The organism is Brevibacillus nigriterrae (assembly GCF_049846925.1).
Lineage (GTDB): Bacteria > Bacillota > Bacilli > Brevibacillales > Brevibacillaceae > Brevibacillus_H.
Map to the genome: position 1 here is coordinate 76,772 of NZ_JBNCMT010000005.1, position 24,291 is coordinate 101,062.

Sequence of the window (24,291 nt, forward strand, 5' to 3'; positions counted from 1 at the left end):
TTTAAGTATTCGTATTATCATAGAATGTTTTCATTAAGATATTGTCTAATTTTACTGTTTTCAAGGTTTCCTTCATTTTTCGAGAAACATTTCCAGTACCGTATAGGGAAGCAGTACTTTTCAATTTTTCTTGAAATGCTGGTGAAAGAGCGTATTTTATAGATTTCGTTATTTCTTCTTCTATTTCAACCGTATCAATAACTGAGGATGCTTTCAGCCGTCCCTTTTGACGATCACCAATATTAACTGTGGGTTTCTTAAAAAATGGCGCTTCAATAATACCACTAGAAGAATTACCTATTACAACATCACAATATTTGATTGTGCTTAGATATCGCATTTGTCCTAATGAAACAAAGACTTTGGAGCGTTCATTATGTCTTTTAACAAAATTGTGTACCATTTGTGCAATTATTTTCCCGTTAGTATCTGAATTCGGCATTGTAAAGATTATATTACTATCAGTAAATCTTTCAAGAGAAAGTAATAGGGACTCCATTCCCTGTTCTGTTGGCTCATTGCTTAGAGTTACCGGGTGATAAGTGACAAGGAATGTGGGTCTATCAAAAGAGATACCCAACTCTGCTTCTAATTCCTCTTTTCTTAGAAGAGATAGTTTATTTATATTTTCAATTCCGGGTGCTCCGAAACAATACACCCGGGAAGGATGCTCTCCTAGTTGAATGACTCTATTCCTATATACATCTGCAGCCACAAAATGGATCTGAGACATTTTCGTGATGGAATGTCTGATCGCTTCATCAATTGCCCCTTCAGTAGTCTCTCCACCATGAATGTGTGCAACAGGTATTTTGGCCACAAGTGCAGCTTGAACTGCTGCCAAAATTTCATAGCGATCACCAAGTACAACCATAATATCCGGACGTAATCGATTCAAAGCATCCGCAAATCCGATAGTAGCTAAACCTATTGATTTTGTAATACCAACAGGAGTATCGCTAGCGAGTAGCATTTCCACCTTTTCATTAATAACATACCCATCCTGTTCAATTATTTGATATGTTAGCCCGTGATCAGGCGATAAATGCATTCCTGTAACTATTATTTGTAACTCTAATTCAGTATCTATTTGAATCTCTTTCATTAACCAGTATAACAATCCATATTCAGCACGAGTTCCTGTCACAATACAGATTTTACGTTTTGACATTAAATTCACCTAATTTCGCGCTGCTTGGGATGTTTATCAGTCTTTCAGCCAAGTCTATTGCCTTACTGACATCCATTCTCGGAGAATGCTGGTACATGGTAAGAGTGTGCAATAAATTCCATACCGGTCGTGTCATTATTCCTATTTCATTGGTCTTCTCTAGTATTGACTCACGGAGATGTTTGTACTCTGAATCGAGAAGTAATGCATTTAGCCAGTAATTGCTTTTAGCAAAATCAGGCTCTTTAATTACCTTTACACCCTTTATTAGAGCAAATTCCTGAATATACTGTTCCGCAAGTAACCTTTTATTTTCGATAAATCTAGGGAGATCTTCCAACTGTGCGCACCCAAGTGCAGCATTCAGATTTGGTAAACGATAATTGTACCCGATCTGATCATGTTCAAAGGCCCAACTATGCTTTATCTTAGCCGTTGTGGTCAAATGTTTAGCCATTTTCCCTAAAGCTTCGTCATTGGTTAGAATCGCCCCACCACCACCAGTAGTGACGATCTTATTCCCATTAAAACTAAGTGTAGCAACTTTCCCGAAATTTCCAGTGTGAACCCCTTTATAGTATGAGCCAAGTGATTCGGCTGCATCTTCTACTAACTCAAGCCGAAACCTCTCACAGATATCCCTAAGTGGATCAATATTTACAGGATGCCCGAATGTATGCATTGGCACAATCGCTTTTATTCTTCTTCCTGTGAGTTTGTTAAAACATTCACCACTTCTTATTTCAGTTATTTCCCCTAGATAACTCGACAGTTTATTCGGATCTACGCCGATTGTTTTCTCTTCACTATCTACAAAATGAGGAATCGATCCACAGTACGCTACTGCATTGGCTGTGGCAATAAACGTTAGGGTTGGTATCAAAACCTCATCATCTTGTCGCACCCCAACAAGTTGAAGACATATATGCAGGGCTGCAGTGCCATTAACAACGGCAACAGCTTTTTTAGCTCCTGTAATCTCTTCTAATTGCTTTTCAAAAAGATCGACATATTTACCAACAGATGAAACCCATCCCGAATCCAGGCATTCTTTTACATATATCCACGCTTTTTCTGAAAACTCCGGCTCATGTAAAGGAACAAATTCATTTTGTCTATTTACAACATGAGAAAGTGTCTGGACAATTTGCTCAATAATATGCTTGCTCATATGTTATACACGCCCGATTTGTATTGTTTCAGATTCTCTGGATTAGTAAACCATTCAATTGTTTTAAACAATCCTCTCCGAAGCCCTTCTCTACCTCCAAATTGAGGAGCCCAACCAAGTAATTCCTTTGCTTTAGCATTATCTGCCCATAAACGGTCAACTTCACTTTTTTCTGGACGGAGCCTTTCTTGATCCATCTCGATTTCAATTTGTGTGCCCATGATATCAGCAATCAAATTGACAGTATCTGCAATAGATACCTCATAATTACTTCCGATATTGATGACTTTCCCTACTGAACGATCGGATTCTGCTATAGAAATAAACCCATTTACAGTATCCGAAATATAATTAAAATCCCTGGTAGGATGTAAAGCCCCTAATTTCACTCGTCTTTGACCGCTGGCTATTTGGGAAATAATTGTTGGAATGACCGCTCTTGCTGATTGGCGAGGACCATAGGTATTAAAAGGACGGATGATGGAAACAGGGGTATCAAACGACGTAAAAAAAGACATCGCAATTTGATCGGCACCTATCTTGCTAGCTGAATAAGGAGATTGCCCTTGTAATGGATGTTCTTCCGAAATCGGTACATACTGTGCTGTTCCATACACTTCACTGGTAGATGTGTGTACTATCTTGTGAACATTCAATTCACGTGCTGCTTGAACAACATTCAGCGTTCCTTTGATATTGGTATCTACATAGGTTTCTGGTGAATGATAGGAGTAAGGAATAGCAATTAATGCTGCCAAATGCATAACAACATCACAGCCCTTCATAGCCTCCTTTACTCCATACGGATCTCGAATGTCACCCGAAAAGACTTCTAAATTCTCCTTGATATCTTTCGGACTATGATCCAGCCATCCCCATGAGTTGAATGAATTGTAATATACAAATGCTTTTACGTCGTGACCTTGACGAATTAATTCCTCCGTTAAATGGGAGCCAATGAATCCATCAGCACCAGTAACCAAGATTTTTCCTTTTAATTGCATCCTGCTTCTCCTTTATAATACAGTTCAATTATTAGGATTGCTTTATATTATCGTGGATTCGATTTTGCACTTCTATTATTCTCATATCTTGCATAATAGATTCCAGAAAAATATCGATAATTTGAAAGAGCTTCTTTATCTCTGTAACCATCTCTAATCTATCTTCGCTTGTATAGGATGGTTTCTCTAATTTATATTGGAAAATATTTGAAATCCTCTGAATGACAAAAGAGAACTGAGGTGTAACTACATCTTCAAATATGGTGTGATTACGTGTTCTCGAAAAAAGTCTTATCACTCTTTTCATATCAGTAACTGACACAACATTTGGATTTAGGCGATCCAGATCTTTCTTGGATTTTTCCAAGTCTTTTTTAAACGATTTTATTTCTTCAAGAATATTATCAGTGATCGTAAGCCCATTTATGCTACTAACCTTTGGATTAACAGAAAAGTGAATCTCTTTTCTTTCCTCTAAAAATACTACTTTATCTTCCTCAATATATGGAGCACCATCGATTTTTGCACCGTGCTTAGACAGGTTAAATATTTTCGTTTTCGACTTATCAATTATTTTGATTAATTCTACAAACGAATGTAAAAATGGATACAGTCCGTAGGTTGTTGGTACTTGATCTCCACTGTTACTTTCAACCAAAAGCTCCGCCTTTTGATTTATACTACCTTTATGCTCCTTAACTCCTTCAGAATAATACTTACCGTTCACTAATGCCAAATCTTGGCCTACTAAATAAATCTCACTAAACCCTAAATATTGTAAGATTTGCAGACCAAACACAGCAACTGAAGGAACCGATTTGAAATGCATTAATTCTGGCAACGCTCTTTTGGTTATGTGGTCTCCTGATAATCTGGCTACGATCGTTGGACCTTTATGGTATTTTAGAATGTCATTGTTCACTATGCTGCCTACGAATAAGGGACCGGAATACTTGGTATCCTTAAAATGTGCTTCAAAGTTAATTTGACTTGAGTCAAAACTAGCTGCAAAATCTGGGACTATATCATGATGAAGCAAGCCATTAATCGCTGAGCCAGCAGCAAGTACATAGGCACTTTTTTGAGCATTCTTAACAAATGGAATTAACTCCTTCATCGATGGACCTGATGCAACTAGAATAGCCTTTTCTCCAATAAATAAATCTTTTAACTCTTGAAGGGGAGTAAGCTCAGCATTATACTCCAAATTTAGTAATGGTTCAATAATCCATTCTTTCCGTAAATTTTCTTGTGTATTTTGATTAACTCTTGCCAAACGTATCGTTTGTGTTAATTCCATAATAATTTTGTGCAAAAGGTTTGATTCAGTTCGATCATAATTAGGATGGATTAATAATTCCGTTTCCACACTATTGAAGTCCTGAATGAACTCCAGAAATGTAAGGTGAGACATTGATTCATATTGAAAAAAAGTAACATTTTCCTTATCCGAGAAAAGTTCAGTGTCTAGGAAAATTCCCTTAAACGGTTCAATCACCAATAGATGGATAAACTTTTCTGTCGAGTCTAAAAGCTTACGAATAACCGCTCCATTTCCTGACCCGATTAGAATAATTACTTTATTGTGTATCTCAACCTTACGTAAAAATTTTTCAGCTTCTTTTTCTGGAGAATATAGAGAATTAAGTGGGACATTCTTTTGATTACTTACATCTTGATAGACATAAACACTATCCCCTGAATCTGCCAATTGAGATATGATATTGTATGTCATTAATTAATTTTCCTTTCCACAAGATGCTTTTCCATCAATTGAATACTTGGGAGTATCTCGTATTCCAGTAGATCTCTCAGATATTCCTCATTCCCCTGTTCCATTTGTGGAAGTGCCTTTTGAGAAAGAGTTTGAATTTTTATTGCAGTAATTGCATCTATCGAAAAGTATGTTGAAACTTTCTCCAATTCAAGAAGAGCCTCTAATATTGTTACAAATGATTGAGAAAGATTAGAATCATTATTTTCTTCGATATTCTCTATAATCCATGATCTCACTTTTTTTACATAAGCTAATGTCTCATCAATTGTTTCCTGTTCTAAATTACTTATCGTTTTTGTGTAAAAAACAACATCGTTATTATTTTCAAGTTGTTCATTCACTTGACTTTCTGAAAGTGGTGTTCCTATCTCATCTACAATTATTAAATTATTGATGCGAAGATATTCCAGTATAGTATTCAAAGTTTCTTTTAGTGTTTCTTTCTTGTTAAATGTATACTCTCCAACTTTTATCATGGTCATCACCCTTATAAAAATGATAGATAGCTACAAGAGCTATCTATCATTTTACATGTAATAATGTATTTCTGGCTTAGTAATTATTAGCGAAGAAGTTGGAGTACACCTTGTGGTTGTTGGTTAGCTTGAGCCAACATTGCTTGAGCAGCTTGGGTCAAGATGTTGTTTTTCGTGAAGTCCATCATTTCTTTCGCCATGTCTACATCACGGATACGAGATTCGGATGCAGTCAAGTTCTCAGAAGCAGTACCTAAGTTGTTAACAGTATGCTCCAAGCGGTTTTGAATCGCACCAAGAGATGCACGTTGAGCAGATACACGAGAGATTGCAGCATCGAGTGCAGTAATTGCAGCAGAAGCGCCAGCTCTTGTAGCAACTGTTTCAGCGTTAATTCCCAATGCAGTAGCGTCCATATCAGCAATAGTGATTGTCAAACTTTGACCAGCATTTGCACCGATGTGGATGTATTTTGCACTGAAAGTACCATCCAACAGTTTTTGTGTATTGAACTCAGTGTTATTAGAAATACGGTCAACTTCTTTGATCAATTCCGCAACCTCTTTTTGAAGTTCGCTACGGTCAGCATTTGTATTCGTATCGTTGTTGGACTGAACAGCCAACTCACGCATACGTTGGAGAATGCTGTGTGTTTCGTTTAATGCACCCTCATCTGTTTGGATCAGAGAGATACCGTCTTGTGCGTTTTTGGAAGCCATTTCCAAACCACGGATCTGACCACGCATTTTTTCAGAGATCGCAAGACCTGCTGCGTCATCACCTGCACGGTTGATACGAAGACCTGAAGACAATTTTTCCAAAGATTTTCCGCTAGCACCAGTGTTAGCAGTTAAAGCACGGTGTGTGTTCAATGCAGAAATATTGTGGTTAATACGCATGATTATTTCCTCCTTGAATGTAACCTCCACGTCCTTGTGGATGGTTGATTATAGTTTGAAACAAGCTGATTCAATCGCGCGCTTGAACCTCTTGTCCCTTACATTAGTTATATCGGTAGATCATCTACGTTTGTTAAGCGTTTTTTCTTTTTTTGCAAGTCAAAATCAAAAAATATTTAACTGCTACTATTTAAAATAAAAAACTTAACCCTTTACCTCCAGGTTAAGTCTATGTATCAACACTATTGGTTATCCGCTTGGTCACCTTTTGGTATCGGTACCAAAGGTCTTACCGAAGACAAATCAATTTTCGTCTGTGCGGCAAGTTGATTTTCTTCCTTGATGGCAATATAAACTTCTTTCCGGTGGACATTTATATCGCGTGGAGCGTCTATCCCAATACGGACAAGATCACCTTCTATCCCGATAATCTTTATTTCAATATTGTCACCAATTATGATGGATTCATGGTTTTTTCGTGATAGGACTAGCATTGGCTCACCTACTCACTTGCCGCAATGGCTTGTAATTGAAATAACGGATGACGAATATCATACTTTTCGTCATTTAAAATAATCTGTTTAGCCTTCTGTTGATCACAATTAATGACAATTGGTGCTTTTAAGTTGACTGTTACCAGTCTATCCTGACGCAATGTGATCAGATTCAAAATAGCAATTGTTGAATCCTCTTCAATCCGTAGTAACGATTTGGCCTGATCAGAAAGGGTAAATTCATAGTCTTGGAAAAAGACAAACGGATCGATCGCCCAGAACTCGACTTCCTCTTCTTCTGATTTAAGGACATAAAACGAGCTGTTGGACTCTTCATTCGCAAGATGAAAGAAACGGAGATTATGGAACCCTGGAAGACCCTCTTCAAAATATAGTTTACCAATTCCAAGCTTGCCCATGTTCATTTTCTTTCCCCTCTCTACAGCGATTGATCCACGTGTAATCCAACATAATCAATAGATAATCTGTTCCACTGCCTAATATAGCCTTCCACTTTCCCCGGTGTATAATTATGGATAGGCTTATGAATGACAGGGTCCATGCTTTTACCTCTCACTTGCACATTGATCTCCGGTTTGCGTGCTTCAAAACGAATCTCAATACCATCCCCAACAATTGAGCCAGCCGCAATGATTTCATTACTTTGATAAATCGCACTTTCTTCAAAAGCAATATCAGCGATAGGATTCGAGCCCTTATTTTCAATGGCCGCAAGTCTGTCTCCTGACTGACTCTTAAATTCAATCGCTTCCATTACCATTTTGTAACCGTACTCAGCATTATCACGACTTCTCCGAAGAGGACCCCGAAGATCAATATTTTCTTGTGCCTCACTGGAGTCAATTGTTAGTTCACCTTTTGGTTGCTTAATATCCATAATAGCCGGCTCTTGTTTAAGGTTGAGTTCTGCTCTTGGCTGTTGTATTTCCTGGACAGGCTTGTTAATGCGTAATCCCAACAAAGCTGGGGTTTGCTGCATCCTGATTTGTGGAAGCTGCATGGTTGGCTCCTCCCTTTAGATGCAAATAATCAATATTTAATTAGCGTAGAAAATCTAAAAGAGTTGGCTGAATCACGCGAGAACCAGCACCCAATGCAGCCCGATGAACGTTCTCCTGCATTTTAAGCTCCGTAATAACCTCAGCAGTATCGACATCTTCATTGTCTGACATCAGTTTCGTTACATTGACTTCCTCATTGGAAAGTCGATCTTTGATTAGCTCAATCCGATTAATACGAGCCCCTAGTGAAGATCGTTCTGCAAGCAAATTATCAATTTGTTTATCCAGACTACCTATTTGCCCGGTTGCTTGCTTTCCTGAGCTCAGATCAGCAACAATATTGTCTAACACTTGAAAAATATTATTGCCATCTGGTTTATAACTAAAGATATCTTGTCCATTAACATTTATTGGCAAGAAAATTTGTTTGTTCATTTCCAGGCGGATCTCCGCACCGTTCGTGCTCGTAAATTGCTTCTTCTCATAATCATAGGGTGGATTCTTTGTATCCGTTCCAGCAAAAATATATCGACCACCAACTGTTTGATTTGCTATGTTGCCCAAATGATCTTTTATCTGCTGAACTTCTACAGAAATAGCATCCAGAGAGGACTCTTCCAATGCTCCATCTCCTGATTGAACCAGTAGTTCACGTACACGCTGCATGATCGTGGTTGCTTCATCTAATGATTTATCCGAAAGCTCCATCCATGATTGCGCCTCATTCACATTACGTTGAAACTGTTCATTTTCAATCAGTGAAGAACGATAAAACATACCACGTGTTGCGACAACAGGGTCGTCAGAGGGTCTGGAAATTTTACGTCCTGAAGAAAGTTGTTCTTGAAGCTTATCCATATTGCGCATGGAGTTGTTCAAATTGCGCATCATGTTATTGTTCAGCATAGTTTGAGTGACACGTACTCCCATCGACAGTTACTCCTTCCCGTATTATAACCCTACTCTACCCATTCCATTAATTACCTTATCCAACACTTCATCCATACTAGTCATCACACGAGCGGCTGCACTAAACGCATGCTGGTATTTCACCATCTCAGCCATTTCTTCATCAATAGAAACCCCGGAAATCGATTGTCGTTGATTATCTACTTGACCAACCAATATTTCTGAGTTTTTCTCCATCCGCAATGCTTCCTGGCTATCTACCCCGAGATTTGCAATGGTGTAACGATAGTAATCATCCAAGGTTGTTGTAGCATCCAAATCTCCAGATCCCGTTCCAGCCAAAATTGTCTTGAACTTGATCGATGCAATGTCTCTAGCGTTACGTCCATCCCCCTCAAAAGAGGTCCCGGCCGAGCTTCCTACAGCTTCAACCTGTGCTGCAGCAATCGCATTCAAACTGCCGAGGATTGCCGGATTAATCGTAATCTTGCGTGCACCTGTTGGGTAGGTTTTGGTATTCGGGTCTTTGGCAGCAGCATCTGCATCAACAAAGAACGGCAAATCCTGAAGTGGTGCATTACTGTTTCCTTTTTTGTTTTGAATATCAAAAATATTCATACCTTTGCGGTGAATATCATTAATCTCTTTGGTAAGATTGATTGCCAACAAATCGAGACGCTTGAGGATATCCGGTACAGGTCCACTATACGTAACAACTTGCTGCTCTGTTCCGTCTTCCCCAATTACCGTTTTGACTTCAGCATTTCCACGAGCCTCAAATGTACCTGCAAAGCTGCCTGTTTTCGGAATAAACTCTGTACCGCCAAGCTGAATTTCTACAAATCCCGTAACCTCGTTTTTGGTTGCTGTCATGGGAACAGAGGTATTCCCAAGGACCAAGTCTCTTCCTTCGATTCGAATATTGACCATTCCTTTGTCAGCTTGGGTCACTTGAATCTCAGACATCTTGGACAGCTTGTCAATCAGGAGATCACGCTGGTCATAAAGATCATTTGGCTGATATCCATGGGGAACAACGTCACCAATCTGTTTGTTAAGATTTGCAATCTGTTGGGCAATCGAGTTGATTTCAATTGCTTTTACTTGTACCACACTGTCGAGGTCGCGCTGTAATTCACTCAGTGATGTTGTAACAGAAGAAAATGTCTCAGCAACAGCGATCGCCCGTTGTCGAACTACAGCACGGGCAGACAAGCTCTCTGGTTCCTTTGCAAGGTCTTGCCACGATTTCCACAGCTCATCCATTACCTTTTGCAAACCAGTGTCAGATGGTTCGTTCATGATAACCTCAATCTTTTCCAAACCATCCCGTCTTGCTTCCCAGTAACCAAAGTGTTTGTTCTCCGTGCGGAATTGCGTATCGAGGAAGCTTTCGCGAATGCGCTGCAATTGCGTCACTTCTACACCAGTACCAATTTGTCCAGGGGCTGTATCCATGTTCATTCCTGGAGCAGGAATACCTCTCGTCGCTTGCATATTCGCACGCTGTCTGGTATACCCTTCTGTATTCGCATTGGCAATGTTATGACTGGTTGTATTAAGTGCTGATTGTTGGGCAAATATCCCTCGTTTACTTACTTCTATACCGTGAAAGGTTGAGCGCATTTTCTAGCTCCTCTCTACGCTTTTTTATTAATGAACGAACGATTGGGCTGATACATAGCTTGATTCCCAATTGGTTTTCTATAAATAAAATCGTCTTCCGGGGTATCCGTAAAGAGATCTAGTGAATGATTGACAAAAGAAAGGGATTGCTCCAGCAACTGCTGATTCAGTTCATTGGCTTCACGCAGCTCTGAGACAATCCGTATTAATTCCTCTCGGTACTTGGTTAATCGTGATTTCTGATCAACATTGGTCAATGCCTTAGTCAGACCAAGAAGTGTATGCTCAGCTAATGGGAGCCCCTTTTCGGCAAAAATCTCATTAATTACCTGGATTCGGGAAGCTTCTGTCGTTGTTATGGCTTTAATCAGCTTCTGCTCTTGCTGAGTCATTTGAACAAGTGCATCCATATCACCTTTGATGAGGACGTCCTTTTTTTGAACTGCCAATGTATAGAGAGCCCGATTCAGATTAAGCAAGTTATCTAGTACATCATACAACGAATCGATTTGTGCCATATCTCTCACTCGCTTCGACTAAGGTTTCTTCCAGAAGGAAAGAAACTTCTCAGCAATTTTTTCACTCGAAACGTGATAAGTTCCTTGTTCAATTTGAGACTTAAGCTCACTCAATCTTGCTTTATCAACAGAGGAAGTATCCTTAACCTCGCCTTGTTTCAGCAGTTCCAATGCTTGATTGGAGATTTGAACTTCGTCTTTTCCAAAAGGTTTTTTGTCATTCTTCGTTGCGTATGCCTTGTTGGCTTTGTTATAGGCATTTATCATACCCGTACGATTGGGTTCGTTGATTCTCATACTACTCACCTCGAAGTGAAGATAATAAAATACCGATGACTACTCTTAGTAGTATCATCGGCATTTTTGGAAAAAAAGATTAGATTTTTCTTTCGGCAAATTTATTACATGTCTTGTCGAATATAAAATATTGCTCGGATTCCGGCTTAATAGTCTCCCAGCTTTCTTTGGTATCCTATGCCTTTATGACGCTTGGCATCCTCTTCCAAACGCTTGTCCACATCAAGCTGTTGGGAAATTTCCCTCTTCAAACTTGCTGCACAGCTTTCACAAATCGCGCCCTGACGAATCAAAACCCCACAATTCTCACACGGATAGCCCATGTTCGGGTTCCCTTCAATCGAAATGCGGCCTTCTTTTACAAACCGGGTAATTTGCTTGATGCTTACGCCCGTAGCCTCACTTACCTGATGGATAGTCGATCCGCGATTCTCACGCTTACGCAGAAATTTGGAGCAAAGATCATATTCTTTTTCAACCTCTAGATGGCATTTCGGACAGACGTCACGAGTTGCTTTTAGAAACAACACATCACAACGTGCGCAATTAGACAATTGACCTAAGGCCATGAAAACACACTCCTTTTGCACGCACATAGATTACTACTATTCATAATAACTCAACCTGATTCGATTGCATATGACAAAAACTTCAACTTTCAATCTCTTTTATCTGCACACTGTCAAGCCTACAATCTGTGAGAAGGCGAATGTCGGGATCGCTTGTATTGCTTCAGCGCAAGATTGCATCGTAGATCCTGTTGTATATATATCGTCTATCAACAAGATTGGCTTCATAGTTCTTTGGATTCGATTTTCTGGATCACGGTACGCAGAGAAGGTATTCTTCATACTGCGCAAGCGTGCTTGTTTATTTGATTGATGACTCTGTTTTTCTGTCTCCTTGCTTCGGATCAGTAGAGGTATAACCGGAATATTGGTGTATTGACTAAAATGCTTGGCAATGAGTTCTACCTGGTTGAACCCTCTCTCCTCTTCCCGATTCTGATGGAGAGGAACGTATGTAACTAACTGAAACGACATCGAACTCACGTATCGATAATAACAAGCCAAAAGCAAGACAGCAAAAATAGTAGCAAGCCGTTCCTCTCCCCGATATTTGTAAATAGCCATAGTCTCCTTGGCCCACGAGTTATAGCGAATCACACTTCTGTTACATTGAAGGAGTTTGTTTTTATTATCCAAACAGTCACTGCAAAGAAGCTTGTATATGGTGGCTTTAATGATTGGTTCTCGATGAATCGGGTTATCCATCCTCTTGCCGCAGTACTCACAGATGTCATTCTCTATAAAGGGAATCTCCAAAAGGCAACTCGCACATAGAGGTAGTGCACGAATACTTCTAAAGATTTTGGGATAAAATTTCGAATCAACCAGTCGCAGGACAAGTTGGCGAATCACGACATCTCGTTCTCTTGCAGCTACGTAACGCTTGCAAATCAAGCAATCGTCATATTCCACAAGTTTCTCTCACTTTCACTTTTAACTCTTGACCTAATTTATTCATCTGCTTTATTTGGCTGATCGCCGATTTCGGCTGCTTGGAGCGTGATGTCACCACAAACAGTACCTTCCCATCCGGAGAATCTGCCGACCGACCAACTCTGCCTGCTATTTGTACAAGTGATGCTTCATCGAAAATTTCGCAATCCGCTCCCAGAATCACTACATCACTTCTTGGAATCGTAACCCCTCTCTCCAGAATCGTGGTAGTAACCAGCAGACGAAGTAGGTTTTGACGAAACAGAAGTACCTTTTCATCCCTTGCTTTATCGCTGGAATATACCCCTTCCAACTTCTCACCATACTCCGGCAAGTATTTTCGTAAATAGGACAAGACAGGATCGACGTCAGCAATGCGTGGCACAAATACAAATACCCGACGCTCCCGGTCTAAAGAGTCCTTGACTGATTCCAGCAACGATTTCATTGGCAAGCTTCTGGCTATCTTTTGTTCCCATTTCGGCATAAGCAGCCAGTCAGGTACAGGAATCGGATATCCGTGAAATCGGGATGGAATCAGTGAATGGGTATCTGAATAATAAGCAAAGGTATCTTGTCCAACCAATCGTAGTCGCAAATAATCACGCGGTGTAGCAGAGAGATAAAGAATCTTTCCGTCTATTGCCTTTGCACGCTCAACTGCACGATACAGCATCGGGTTATTGTGATAAGGAAATGCATCGACTTCATCTAAAATAACCAACTCAAATGCTTGATACATACGTAAAACTTGATGTGTGGTCGAGATGATCAATTGACCTTCCTCCCACTTCTCTTCACTTGACCCGTGTACAGAACAAATTGCTACACTAGGAAATGCTTTTTTCAGCCTGGGCGTCAACTCAAGGACAACATCCTTGCGGGGAGTAGCTAGTAAAACCCTGCCACCCCTCGAAAGAACTTCATTGATAACCGGAAAGACTAGCTCAGTTTTCCCTGCTCCGCAAACAGCCCAGATAAGAAATTCTGAAGTTATTTTGTCCCTGACAAACGCAACGGCCCTCCTTGCAGCTTCCTCCTGTAATGGAGAGAACGTCCCCTTCCATTGGAGAAGCGGTGACACAGGCAAGGGAGTCACTATCTTATCCTTTGGCATACAAATATACGGCGTACAGCATGTGCTACGCCCCATCTCCAAGCAACGAGAGCAATACCTGCCTGCAACCCCACAGCCACGGCAGCATGAAGATACCTGTATAGCTTCATCCGCTGCTCCACACCGCTGACACATAAAGATCAGATGATGCTTGATCCAGCCTTTCTTTACTTGCAGCGTGATCCCTGGCTGCCAATTGGCCCGTCCCATTAATACAAGCCAATGGATACTCCAAACAAGATTGATTCGTGAGACTTTGCTGATATATTCAATCTCTTCAAGCAAGAGAGCCCTGCCTGCCATGTGTTTGATCAGATCATTGGCACATCTTTCTGTTTCGATTAGCGATATTGGTTCAGAAGTTTTAGTGAGTTCAGGAGATGAGATCAGTGGAAAAAAAGTAAATGGGGCATAATGCTGAATTTCTTGCATGGTCTTTTGAATGCTTGTACGGATTTTCAGCAAAATCGCATCTGAAAGGACTTGCGGAGACCGGTCTACCAAGAGTTGATTGACGACATTCCTCAACAAAAAAATCAGTGACAACGAACTGCTTTTGCCCAGCAGGTGCAGTTGGTTACCATCCTGCTGTTTCCAATACATTTTATCTAGTGCAAAGCATGGAGTTATCATCGATTTGGCGCCTGATCTCGATTCCTTGATATACAACAAGTACTCCCTCATCTGAACCACCCCGCAAATAACTGATAAGACCAGTGTGGGTAAAGACAAAGGCAACTGCAAGAAAACCCGCAAAAACAAACAGGAGAGCCACAAAGTGCGCTCCCCTACGTTCTACGTCTTTTTTAAATCAATCAAAATTGTTTTTCTATGCAACGCATTGTCAGCAGATTCTAACAGATACTCATTCTGTCGAGATAACACTTGTGCTACCTGAGATGTGTCGTCAGTAGAACCATAATCAACAAAAGAAATACGTATAGGCTTACCCTCTAACGTGGAATGTAGAAGTAACCGCCTGATGATTCCTTCCAGCACGTTGGCAGAGTTATAAAGGTGAAGTTGATAATGCGTGAAGCCCTCTTGCGTTGGCAGGATCGGTGTCCATCGTAACTTGTTTAAACATACAACCATGAGGGAGGCAAACCCATACGCCGTGAGCAAGAGCGTCATTACATCAACAATCATGGTCATCCCCTCCTATTACAAGGGTATGCCAGACAGCTTGGTTAGGTACTCATAAATACTTAGAGCTTTACCCAACCATTTTTGATTGAGATCACAACAGCTTGTGTACGATCCTGAACATCAAGCTTTTGCAGGATGCTGCTTACGTGGTTTTTAACGGTTTTCTCACTGATGTAGAGAAAATCACCAATCATCCGGTTGCTTTTTCCTTCTGCCATCAATTGAAGTACTTCTCGTTCACGTCTGGTTAGCGACTCAATGATCGCTGAATTCATCATCGAAGAGTTCTCTATAGAGACTGGTCTTTCCATCAACTCTTCTTGTTCACTTAAACGTCTGAATTCATCGATGAGTTTGCCAGTAACCTTTGGATGGATGTAAGCCCCACCACGTGCAACAACACGAACAGCCTCAACAAGATCAGCGGTTTCCATTTCCTTGAGAAGGTATCCAGAGGCTCCACTGCGCAATGTGCGATAAACATATCCCTCGTCGTCATGAATGGAGAGAATGATCACTCGTGTTTTGGGGCTCACAGCGATTACTTCTTCTGCTGCAGTTGCGCCGTTTACATTCGGCATGTTAATGTCCATCAAAACGATATCAGGAGCCAGTTCTTCAGCCAGACGGGGAGCATCTTCTCCATCTGCTCCTTCTCCTACTACAGTCAAACCTTCTTCCATTTCGAGGATACGTTTTACGCCCTCACGAAACAATTGATGGTCATCCACCAATACAATTGAGATTTCTTCTTTCTTTTTCCCCATGAATCTCTTCCTCCTAGGACGGTTTTTTCTCCCTATTTTTCATCCACTAATTTTTCAACGGAATCTGAAACACGATTTTGGTTCCTTGATTCGGTGCAGCAACTATCTCCATTTTTCCCTGAAGAAGCTGCGTGCGCTCCTTCATTCCCATAATACCAAATGATTGTCCTCGTCTTTTCAGTTCTTCCATTTCAAAGCCTATTCCATCGTCTTTTACTACCAAATATATCATATGTGATTGGAATTCCACTTTCACCTGAACAGATCTAGCTTGTGCATGTTTGGCTACATTGTTTAAGCATTCCTGAACAAGTCGGAACAATGCAGCTTTATAAGAACTTTCCAACGGCATTTCCTTACCGAAAATAACCAGATCTACATTTATCTTCGTTCGGTCTTCAAATGTTTGAATATATTTCTGTAATGTTGGTACCAAGCCTAAATCATCCAAAGCCATTGGTCGTAAATCAAAGATGATTCGACGTACATCAGCTAAACTGATCCGAACCATGTCTTTCAACTCATTTAACTCCATCATCGCGGCTGTCATGTTGTTATTGCCAAGCATCTTCTCAACGATCTCCGTACGCAACACGACATTAGCCATAGACTGTGCCGGTCCATCATGAATCTCTCGAGAGACACGCTTGCGCTCTTCTTCTTGTGCTTGGATAATCCGAATGCCCATTAGCTGATGCTGCTTGGCAGTCTCTAGCGCATGTTCGATCTGGCTTAAGTCTCCAGAAAGATATCCCATCACCACTCCCATTTGGGTGATCAAACCCTCTGCTTTCATTACAGTCTCGTCGATATTACGCAATCGCCTCTCCAAATCATCACGACGTCGTCGCAAGTAGGTTTCTTTTTCTCTTGCTAACGATAGATCGATTTGCGTTTGATTCGCTTCTTCATAGGCTAAACGAATATCATCTTCCGAAAAGGTTTTGAAGTTGCGACTGACTTGTGCCAACCGATTTCTCATCTGACGGTATTTTACTTCTAATGAATCTACCAAATCAATTACTGAATTAATTGATTTGCGTGTTTCCTCAATTTCATTCTGAAGAGTCTTTTTCTCCAGCCGAGCACTCTCTGCAATCTCAAAGATCTGCTCTTTGCTCATTTCAACTGCTAGAATGGTCTTGGTGATTACACCATCTAACAAGCTTACATCAAATTCAGTCTCCATAAAAGTTCCTCTCATTGTTTTAATTTGGCATCCATAAACAGTTGGCGTAATTTGGTGACGTCTTTCAACTCTGAACCAACACCAAATCGCGGAATATCTAAAGAGCTAACCCCGGGCTTTACAATAGCAGGACGAGAATTAAAGATATAATCGTACCCTGCTTCCTTGGCGGTCTCGATTACCTGTTGATTTTGGTAGCCATGTGGCAATGAGATAACATCTATTGGTTTTTTGATCAAATCAGCAAGCGCAACTCGTGACATGGTAAAATCAACAAACAGCCGATTTCGGTACTCCTGATCCTCTTCAATCCGTCGGAGATCTTCAAGGAATACAGGTGCGGTCTTTGATTCCAGGTCCAACGCTCCCCACTCTTCCTTCTCCGCTTGATCATGCAGGCTGTAGGTATGGGAAGCAATATCCACCAAACCAGATGACTGCATTTCGCTAATCTGTTCAACGGTGAGCGGTGTGGTCATATTTTCCCGTTTTCGTTCTAACGTATCACGTAACCTTCCTGCAATAACAAAGTTAACAGATGGAAAATTGTACTTCTTCATCACAGGATAGGCTTCCGTATAATAACTTTCATAACCATCATCAAATGTGAGTAAAACAGCATTGTTGGTAGGTAATACACCCGTATCTACAAACCGCAAAAATTCCGCTAACGTTATAGGATGAATATCATTCTCATGTAAAAATTTCATATGCTCTGCAAACAGTTGCGGGGAAATGGAAAAACGTTTATCTGTCTTGTCAGATATGTGATGGTACATCAGTACAAGAACTTGGTCCTTATACCACTCTTGCTTTGTTACTACCTCTTCAACAGATATGTCAGTATCAATTGATTCTGAACTACTATTGCTTTGTATCATAGACGTTGGTGGAGGGGTATTTTGTTGCAGAGGCTGTAATTTTTTTTGCGCTTCTGGCTCACGCATGAGCAAGCCACCTAGAACAACACCCACGAAGACAACGCTGAATGCGATCAAGATTTGCTGCCAATTCTTCATGAACAAACCCCCATTATACTCCCTTAATCTTTTCGACAAAGACAGTTAATCTCCTTTATGTATTACCCACCAGTACTACCACCTTTGCCCAATCAAAATAAAAACGCCCAACCACGAAGGCTAGGCGTCTGTAATCAATTCCTATTTTACTAATTCAGCAGCATCTTTTTTCAATGCTTCTGCTTTGTCAGTTTGCTCCCAAGGAACATTCAGATCGTTACGTCCGAAGTGTCCGTAAGCAGCCGTTTGTTTGTACATTGGACGACGAAGGTCCAATTGCTTAATGATACCAGCAGGACGAAGATCGAAGTGTTTACGGATCAATGTAACCAAATCTTCTTCAGCAACTTTACCAGTACCGAATGTATCCACGCTGATAGAAACTGGGTGTGCTACCCCAATTGCATACGCAACTTGTACTTCACACTTGTCAGCAAGACCAGCAGCAACGATGTTTTTCGCAACGTAACGAGCAGCATATGCGCCGGAACGGTCAACTTTGGTTGGATCTTTACCGGAGAAAGCTCCACCGCCGTGGCGAGCATATCCACCGTAAGTATCAACGATGATTTTACGACCAGTCAAACCAGCATCCCCTTGAGGTCCACCGATTACGAAACGGCCAGTTGGGTTAATGAAGTATTTTGTCTCAGCATCCAGGAATTGAGCTGGAACTACAGGTTTGATAACTTGTTCAGTCAAATCAGCCTTGATTTGTTCCAATGTAACTTCTGGAGCGTGTTGAGTAGAGATTACGATTGTATCGATACGAACTGGTTTGTCACCATCGTATTCAACTGTCACTTGTGTTTTACCGTCCGGACGGAGGTATTCAAGTGTTCCGTTTTTACGAACTTCTGTCAGACGGCGAGCCAATTGGTGTGCCATGCTGATTGGAAGCGGCATTAATTCAGGCGTTTCATTGCAAGCAAAACCAAACATAAGACCTTGGTCACCTGCACCGATTGCATCGATTTCAGCATCGGTCATTTTGCCTTCTTTTGCTTCTAACGCTTGGTCTACACCAAGAGCGATGTCTGCAGATTGCTCGCCGATTGCAGTGATTACACCGCAAGTGTCAGCATCGAAACCGAACTTCGCGCGATCATAACCGATTTCACGAATGGTTTCACGTACGAGTTTTTGAATATCAACATACGTGTTAGTAGTGATTTCACCTGCAACAAGAACCAAACCAGTTGTAACCGATGTTTCGCAAGCTACGCGTGCATTTGGATCCTTGGAAAGAATCGCATCAAGTACTGAATCTGAAATTTGGTCGCAAATCTTGTCAGGATGTCCTTCCGTAACTGACTCAGAAGTGAACAAACGACGTCCTTTTTGTAAAGACATGAGCCTACCTCCTTCTTTATGCTTAAAGAATAGTGTGGGTAGCCGAATCGGGTTTCTTTCACGGCCAAAAAATAAACCTTTTCCCAGAAACTGAGGAAAAGGTGCTTTTTGTATGCGTTCCCTAACCTCTTATCGGCCAGAATGGTGTTCCATTCTGCTGGTTAGCACCGTTTCAACGGTTGCCGGGCTTCATCGGGCCAGTCCCTCTTGCCTGCTCTGGATAAGAGTATCCATTACGCACTATAGAATAATCTTTTTTGCATATCCTGTCAACGATTTGTTTGTCATTATTTGAGGATTTTTTTTGTATATTATAGGATGAGCATTTGCCTCTTCATTTATGCTCGGTTAACGTATCTCGAATTTGCCTCGCACCATGATGTGAGCTGTCCCTTTATACCCTGGATCAAGGCGGAGTCCCCTTGAATCCGAGCGAGCAATCAGCAACAAATGATTAGGTGCAACAGGTGCTCCTGCCTTCAAATCGGCTCCGGCTGTAATATCTGTCAGACCGTCGCCATTTACCCCCGGTACAGATACCACTTTTCCCGTTCGGACAATAAACTCTGTCCCTTCGAATCCGTAGATCGTCTTGCCTGGCTTCAATTCTGCAACTACTAATTTTGAGCCACCTGTGCCAAGCACCTGCTGTATTTTTTGATCGACATAGCTTTTGGTCACAACAGGATCATCGGATGAACCCGGAACGCCAGGGGCTCCTACCCCATCTGCCCACACTTGTCCTACAAAAATAGTCATACCGAGGATAGTTGCCATCAAAATACTTTTTTTATTCAGTCTCATGTGTTTTTCCTCTGCCTCTCCTACAAGCTAAACGCTTTTCTTAATAAAACGACGATCTCAGCACGACTTGCGTATCCTTGAGGGCGATATCTCGAATCCTCATAGCCTTGTATCCAACGTCTGGCATACAATGCTTCGACAGCCGGGGAAGCCCAATGGTTTGCTGATACGTCAACGAAGGACGAATAAGTATGTTTGTAGGTATAAAGGTTACGTGCTCTCGTAACCATCACTGCCATTTCTGCACGAGTAATATATTGATCTGGCTTAATTCGTTTATTCGGGTAACCCTGCAAAATTCCAAGCTTGTACGCTTTAGACATAGCATCAAATGACCAGTGTGTACGTTTCAAATCAACAAAAGGATTCGTTGCCGCTCGAGATGGATACGTTCCTTTTTGGTTGATGGAACGAATTAACATGGAGGCAAACTGTGCACGGGTAATCGGTTGATTCGGCCTGAAAGCATAGTCATCAAAGCCTTTTACAATTCCCAATCGACTTAAATAGGAGATATCTGAACGCGCCCAGTGAGAACTGATATCCCGATAGCCGTTGTACAATATTTCCCTTGTCACTGTTATCCGATAGGTATCATATTTAAAGCCAGTTGCAGATGTAAGTCGGATATAGTACGTTCCTCGCTGTAATTTCATTTTGCCAATCGGCTTTTTCTTTGCCGACAACTCTGCTACTTCATTTTCATTAAATAAAGCATAGTTGAAATTCTGGTCATTATACAGACTGATTTGTACACCTGATCGAACCGGAATCCATGGTGCAGTAATGGTTATATACGACTCAGAAGGTACCTGGAATTGAAACCAGTCACTATCTGTTCGGGAAGGAATCGTCCCCGTCAACAAGGCACTGTTACCCAGGCGAGTAGCTTGACGGTAATTGTCATTCGGTTCATTCGTGTCCTTACGCTCCGGCGTATAGGCAACATCCAGCTTGTATTGGCCCGCGATTGCGTTTCCATAAAAATCATTGACCCGAATAAAATACTTGCCTGGTGATACATCCAGATTAACCCGTTCAGTTGGATTTGTTCGTTCACCATAATCAAACTTGCCGATCCCCTGGTTTCCTTTCGTCACATATACGACAGGGTCCGCACGCAAGTTATCAACTGACACCGTAATATTCATTTTCCCGTTGTCTCTGACATAGTATGAAAACCAATCCAGATCATTCGGTTTATGGAGATTCCCAGTAACACTCACCCGATTACCCACTGGAAGTGGACGAGCCTTTTTCTGATCGTCATTCGTTTCGTAGCGGTCAGCCGACACCATGAATCTGCTGGTGATTGTGTAACTAAAATCACCCATGCCGCCGCTTCGCACCATTTTAATGTAATATCTTCCCGGTTTCACTGTGACCGTAGTCGTTCCGCTATCCCCCAGATAATAAGTAACAGGCACATCACTTTCACGGTAAAACGTTGCAGCCAATGGAGAAACCGAGCCTGTTGATACTTGTGTATCAAACGTTAATCTTCCTTCATAAGCGATATCCGTATAGTACCAATCGACTGAATCTCTTGAATTGATAACTGCCCGGATTTGGGATTCAATCGGGAATGCCTTTGCCATTGATTTCGTATTATTGGGCTCAAGGAAGTCAGAAGGTGCAGAAGTCCGAACAGCCGTATCCACATTTAACAAGCCATAACCTGTTTTTGCATCCCAGCCTTTTGTCCCAAGGTTAATTGCAGAATAATATAGTACCTGCCGAACATCCAGTGGGCTATAGTATGGATTCTCCGCCAGAATCATGGCCGCAGCGGCAGCAACCTGTGGAGCCGCTGCAGAGGTCCCCTTCATGGATCCGTATTTCCCGCCTGCTTTCGTTGTGTAAACTCCCCAACCTGGTGCCATAATATCCAATTCATTTCCATTATTGGACTGATAAATCGGAGTGTTCTGTTCGTTCACAGCTCCAACTGCAATAACAGTTGGGTAAGCTGCTGGATAGGCGACACGACTCGATTCATTACCTGTTGCTGCTATCAGTACAACTCCCTTGGACTCCGCATATCTCACTGCGTCTTCCAATGCCTTGGAGGGATTCAGGTTACTGACAGACATCACGATAATTTTCGCTTTGTGATCGATTGCTGTTCGAATTCCCCTTGCAAGGATATCAGCGTTTTCTGCCTTACCTTCATGATCAAGAACTTTAATTGGTAAAATTTTGGCACTCCAAAGCACCCCAGAGACACCGATTCCATTATTCCCTTGGGCAGCCAGGATACCAGCAACCATCGTTCCATGTCCATTATCATCTTCAGCCGTTCTCCCCGGATTAACCAGATTAATCCCCGGCAACAGGTTGTTTTTAAGATCAGGGTGGTCTGTATCTACCCCGGAATCCAGCACAGCTATGGTTATGGCTCGGTTACCCGTAACTACACTCCATGCACGGTCTGCCCTGATTTGTTTTAAGTGTGTCTGATTGTTGATATAGTAATCATTCGTTATTGCTGCGGATGCGACTTGTGATTGTAGCGGAAGCAGACACAGTGCAACAACTGCGGTAAGCATGATCCTACTGAGAAACGATAGCCTCATTCATCTGCCTCCTTTCTCCCTATGGTATAACCAGCCAAGCAAGGCGAATGGCACCTGGTTCAAGCAAGGTGCCACGCAAGGTCTATTTTCGTAATCGGGAAGACCAATCTTCTACCTCATCAAGCAAATTATTCTCGTACCTTTGCGGATTTTTGTCATTTTTATCAAAATTATCCCCTGTTAATTTCTTGATTACTTCTACCAACGTTTCCCGAGCATCCTCTTCATAATCTCTGAAGTCATCCAGATCATCTTCATCAGAGCTGCGAATCCAGTCTTTCAGTGCATCAATGGCCTTTTCTTTTTTGCGAACAGCTTCATCGATATCATCAATAATATCTTTCATCCTTCTTTTTTCAGAAGAGCCAATTTGTCTTCCCAGCTCATCAGCCAGTGCATACATCCGATCTTCCATAACCTCAAAAGGCATACTGCGATAAATCAACCGTTGCTGCAACAGGTTGATATCCGGATCTTTATTAAAATTGAGTTTTGCGTAGACAACTGTGTCCATATCCTTGGATGTATCCATCAATGCCCGAGCAAGAGTACCCAGATTAATAATGTCCTGCCTCATCATACCGGAATGGTAATCATCCGCTTCGTAAGGAATACCCGACATAAGGCCAGAAGTAAGTGCTGATTTTACTGTCAGTTTGTTCGCAGAAGTACTATTGTTCCCGGATGATGAGTCATTGACAGTTGACGATCCACCACCACCGAAGAACAAATATGCCTGATACTTTTCAGGGTCATAGTAGTAAGCGGCCTTGTTGCGGTCACGCAGTACATCAATTGGCACATAGAGCTTACCGTCAATGATAGCGCCCTTCTCCACAACCTGATTTTTCTCGACAACGATTTCAACTTTGTCGTATTCACCAAACTTACCAAACGGACTTCCTTCTGCTGCCCAAACCGTTGCAGCAACACTACCCAACAACAAACTTGCCCCCAGCATAGGCACTAGTACTTTCTTCATTTCTGACACTCCTTACGCATGCGAGTTTGAACACTCTATCTAAAAAATTAACGAATATACTCTACTTCAGGTGGTTCCATATCCAGTGATTGATCAATCTCAATTGTGCTTCCATCTATAAGACGTGTATAAACAGGTTTTAGTTTCGCAAGATCGATCGGATAAAACGCATTTTCCCAATCTTCTGCATCAACCATTTCCTGAATTGTAGCCATTTTTCCGTTAGAAATATAATAAATACTTTTCAGTTCTGTCTGATCAATGTAAGTCATAACTCGATCTGTATCTTCTATTATATCAGTCATTGAAGCATAAACAGGTTTAGTAGTATTAAAATACAACCCTTCCTGCACTTCAGCATAAACTGTTTGATTACTTGTAATTACAAACATAAATAAGACGAGGACGACAATTGACGACAAGGCACTAAGTTTAGTGTACACAAACTCATCCTCCTATCATTACTCTA

At 41.4% G+C, this 24,291-nt stretch carries 25 protein-coding genes and 1 riboswitch; all 25 genes read right to left on the reverse strand.

Translation table 11 applies throughout. From position 1 onward, the window contains the following. Nucleotide 1: 1 nt before the first annotated feature. Nucleotides 2-1,171, reverse strand: coding sequence for a UDP-N-acetylglucosamine 2-epimerase (gene neuC / locus ACPW7N_RS05345; RefSeq protein WP_425649993.1), 1,170 nt, complete (start codon nt 1,169-1,171; stop codon nt 2-4). Continuing rightward, nucleotides 1,158-2,342, reverse strand: coding sequence for a LegC family aminotransferase (locus tag ACPW7N_RS05350; RefSeq protein ID WP_425649994.1), 1,185 nt, complete (start codon nt 2,340-2,342; stop codon nt 1,158-1,160). The genes neuC and ACPW7N_RS05350 overlap by 14 nt, the downstream gene beginning before the upstream one ends. After that, complete coding sequence (locus tag ACPW7N_RS05355) at nt 2,339-3,346, reverse strand: NAD-dependent 4,6-dehydratase LegB (protein WP_425649995.1); 1,008 nt, start codon at nt 3,344-3,346, stop codon at nt 2,339-2,341. The genes ACPW7N_RS05350 and ACPW7N_RS05355 overlap by 4 nt, the downstream gene beginning before the upstream one ends. Nucleotides 3,347-3,377: 31 nt before the next feature. Continuing rightward, nucleotides 3,378-5,081: a motility associated factor glycosyltransferase family protein gene (locus ACPW7N_RS05360; RefSeq protein ID WP_425649996.1), complete on the reverse strand. Its 1,704-nt coding sequence runs from the start codon at nt 5,079-5,081 to the stop codon at nt 3,378-3,380. Beyond that, complete coding sequence (locus tag ACPW7N_RS05365) at nt 5,081-5,599, reverse strand: hypothetical protein (protein WP_425649997.1); 519 nt, start codon at nt 5,597-5,599, stop codon at nt 5,081-5,083. Before ACPW7N_RS05365 ends, ACPW7N_RS05360 begins: the two co-directional genes overlap by 1 nt. Before the next feature lie 86 nt (nt 5,600-5,685). Next, nucleotides 5,686-6,498, reverse strand: coding sequence for a flagellin Hag (hag, locus tag ACPW7N_RS05370; RefSeq protein ID WP_425649998.1), 813 nt, complete (start codon nt 6,496-6,498; stop codon nt 5,686-5,688). Nucleotides 6,499-6,740: 242 nt separating this feature from the next. Next, nucleotides 6,741-6,992 carry a carbon storage regulator CsrA gene (gene csrA / locus ACPW7N_RS05375; RefSeq protein ID WP_425649999.1) on the reverse strand — a complete coding sequence of 84 codons (252 nt, stop codon included), beginning with the start codon at nt 6,990-6,992 and terminating at the stop codon, nt 6,741-6,743. Nucleotides 6,993-7,000: 8 nt separating this feature from the next. Beyond that, nucleotides 7,001-7,417 (reverse strand): flagellar assembly protein FliW, encoded by a 417-nt coding sequence (locus ACPW7N_RS05380; RefSeq protein WP_425650000.1) that lies wholly within the window; start codon nt 7,415-7,417, stop codon nt 7,001-7,003. A gap of 14 nt (nt 7,418-7,431) precedes the next feature. Then, nucleotides 7,432-8,013 carry a DUF6470 family protein gene (locus ACPW7N_RS05385; RefSeq protein WP_425650001.1) on the reverse strand — a complete coding sequence of 194 codons (582 nt, stop codon included), beginning with the start codon at nt 8,011-8,013 and terminating at the stop codon, nt 7,432-7,434. 40 nt (nt 8,014-8,053) lie between these two features. Further along, nucleotides 8,054-8,944, reverse strand: coding sequence for a flagellar hook-associated protein FlgL (gene flgL, locus ACPW7N_RS05390; protein WP_425650002.1), 891 nt, complete (start codon nt 8,942-8,944; stop codon nt 8,054-8,056). A gap of 21 nt (nt 8,945-8,965) precedes the next feature. Continuing rightward, nucleotides 8,966-10,549: a flagellar hook-associated protein FlgK gene (flgK, locus tag ACPW7N_RS05395; protein ID WP_425650003.1), complete on the reverse strand. Its 1,584-nt coding sequence runs from the start codon at nt 10,547-10,549 to the stop codon at nt 8,966-8,968. Between the two features lie 14 nt (nt 10,550-10,563). Next, complete coding sequence (locus tag ACPW7N_RS05400) at nt 10,564-11,067, reverse strand: flagellar protein FlgN (RefSeq protein WP_425650004.1); 504 nt, start codon at nt 11,065-11,067, stop codon at nt 10,564-10,566. A gap of 18 nt (nt 11,068-11,085) precedes the next feature. Then, complete coding sequence (flgM, locus tag ACPW7N_RS05405) at nt 11,086-11,364, reverse strand: flagellar biosynthesis anti-sigma factor FlgM (protein WP_425650005.1); 279 nt, start codon at nt 11,362-11,364, stop codon at nt 11,086-11,088. 146 nt (nt 11,365-11,510) lie between these two features. Further along, nucleotides 11,511-11,933 carry a TIGR03826 family flagellar region protein gene (locus tag ACPW7N_RS05410; RefSeq protein ID WP_425650006.1) on the reverse strand — a complete coding sequence of 141 codons (423 nt, stop codon included), beginning with the start codon at nt 11,931-11,933 and terminating at the stop codon, nt 11,511-11,513. Nucleotides 11,934-12,032: 99 nt separating this feature from the next. Beyond that, complete coding sequence (locus ACPW7N_RS05415) at nt 12,033-12,845, reverse strand: ComF family protein (protein ID WP_425650007.1); 813 nt, start codon at nt 12,843-12,845, stop codon at nt 12,033-12,035. After that, nucleotides 12,835-14,667, reverse strand: a complete 1,833-nt coding sequence (locus tag ACPW7N_RS05420) for an ATP-dependent helicase ComFA (RefSeq protein ID WP_425650008.1) — start codon at nt 14,665-14,667, stop codon at nt 12,835-12,837. The genes ACPW7N_RS05415 and ACPW7N_RS05420 overlap by 11 nt, the downstream gene beginning before the upstream one ends. Before the next feature lie 111 nt (nt 14,668-14,778). Further along, nucleotides 14,779-15,132, reverse strand: a complete 354-nt coding sequence (locus ACPW7N_RS05425; protein ID WP_425650009.1) for a glycosyltransferase family protein — start codon at nt 15,130-15,132, stop codon at nt 14,779-14,781. Nucleotides 15,133-15,191: 59 nt separating this feature from the next. Beyond that, nucleotides 15,192-15,899: a response regulator gene (locus ACPW7N_RS05430; RefSeq protein ID WP_425650010.1), complete on the reverse strand. Its 708-nt coding sequence runs from the start codon at nt 15,897-15,899 to the stop codon at nt 15,192-15,194. Nucleotides 15,900-15,945: 46 nt separating this feature from the next. Then, nucleotides 15,946-17,088, reverse strand: coding sequence for a sensor histidine kinase (locus tag ACPW7N_RS05435; protein WP_425650011.1), 1,143 nt, complete (start codon nt 17,086-17,088; stop codon nt 15,946-15,948). 11 nt (nt 17,089-17,099) lie between these two features. Continuing rightward, complete coding sequence (locus tag ACPW7N_RS05440; RefSeq protein WP_425650012.1) at nt 17,100-18,107, reverse strand: polysaccharide deacetylase family protein; 1,008 nt, start codon at nt 18,105-18,107, stop codon at nt 17,100-17,102. Nucleotides 18,108-18,248: 141 nt separating this feature from the next. Further along, nucleotides 18,249-19,460: a methionine adenosyltransferase gene (metK, locus tag ACPW7N_RS05445; RefSeq protein ID WP_425650013.1), complete on the reverse strand. Its 1,212-nt coding sequence runs from the start codon at nt 19,458-19,460 to the stop codon at nt 18,249-18,251. A gap of 126 nt (nt 19,461-19,586) precedes the next feature. Continuing rightward, a riboswitch (SAM riboswitch) is annotated at nt 19,587-19,687 on the reverse strand. A 121-nt stretch (nt 19,688-19,808) separates the two neighbouring features. Further along, nucleotides 19,809-20,264 (reverse strand): hypothetical protein, encoded by a 456-nt coding sequence (locus ACPW7N_RS05450; RefSeq protein WP_425650014.1) that lies wholly within the window; start codon nt 20,262-20,264, stop codon nt 19,809-19,811. 20 nt (nt 20,265-20,284) lie between these two features. Continuing rightward, on the reverse strand, nt 20,285-22,840 hold the full coding sequence (locus ACPW7N_RS05455; RefSeq protein WP_425650015.1) for a S8 family peptidase: 2,556 nt from the start codon (nt 22,838-22,840) through the stop codon (nt 20,285-20,287). An 82-nt stretch (nt 22,841-22,922) separates the two neighbouring features. Further along, nucleotides 22,923-23,822, reverse strand: coding sequence for a hypothetical protein (locus ACPW7N_RS05460; protein ID WP_425650016.1), 900 nt, complete (start codon nt 23,820-23,822; stop codon nt 22,923-22,925). A 47-nt stretch (nt 23,823-23,869) separates the two neighbouring features. Then, nucleotides 23,870-24,265, reverse strand: a complete 396-nt coding sequence (locus ACPW7N_RS05465) for a hypothetical protein (protein WP_425650017.1) — start codon at nt 24,263-24,265, stop codon at nt 23,870-23,872. Nucleotides 24,266-24,291 lie beyond the last annotated feature (26 nt).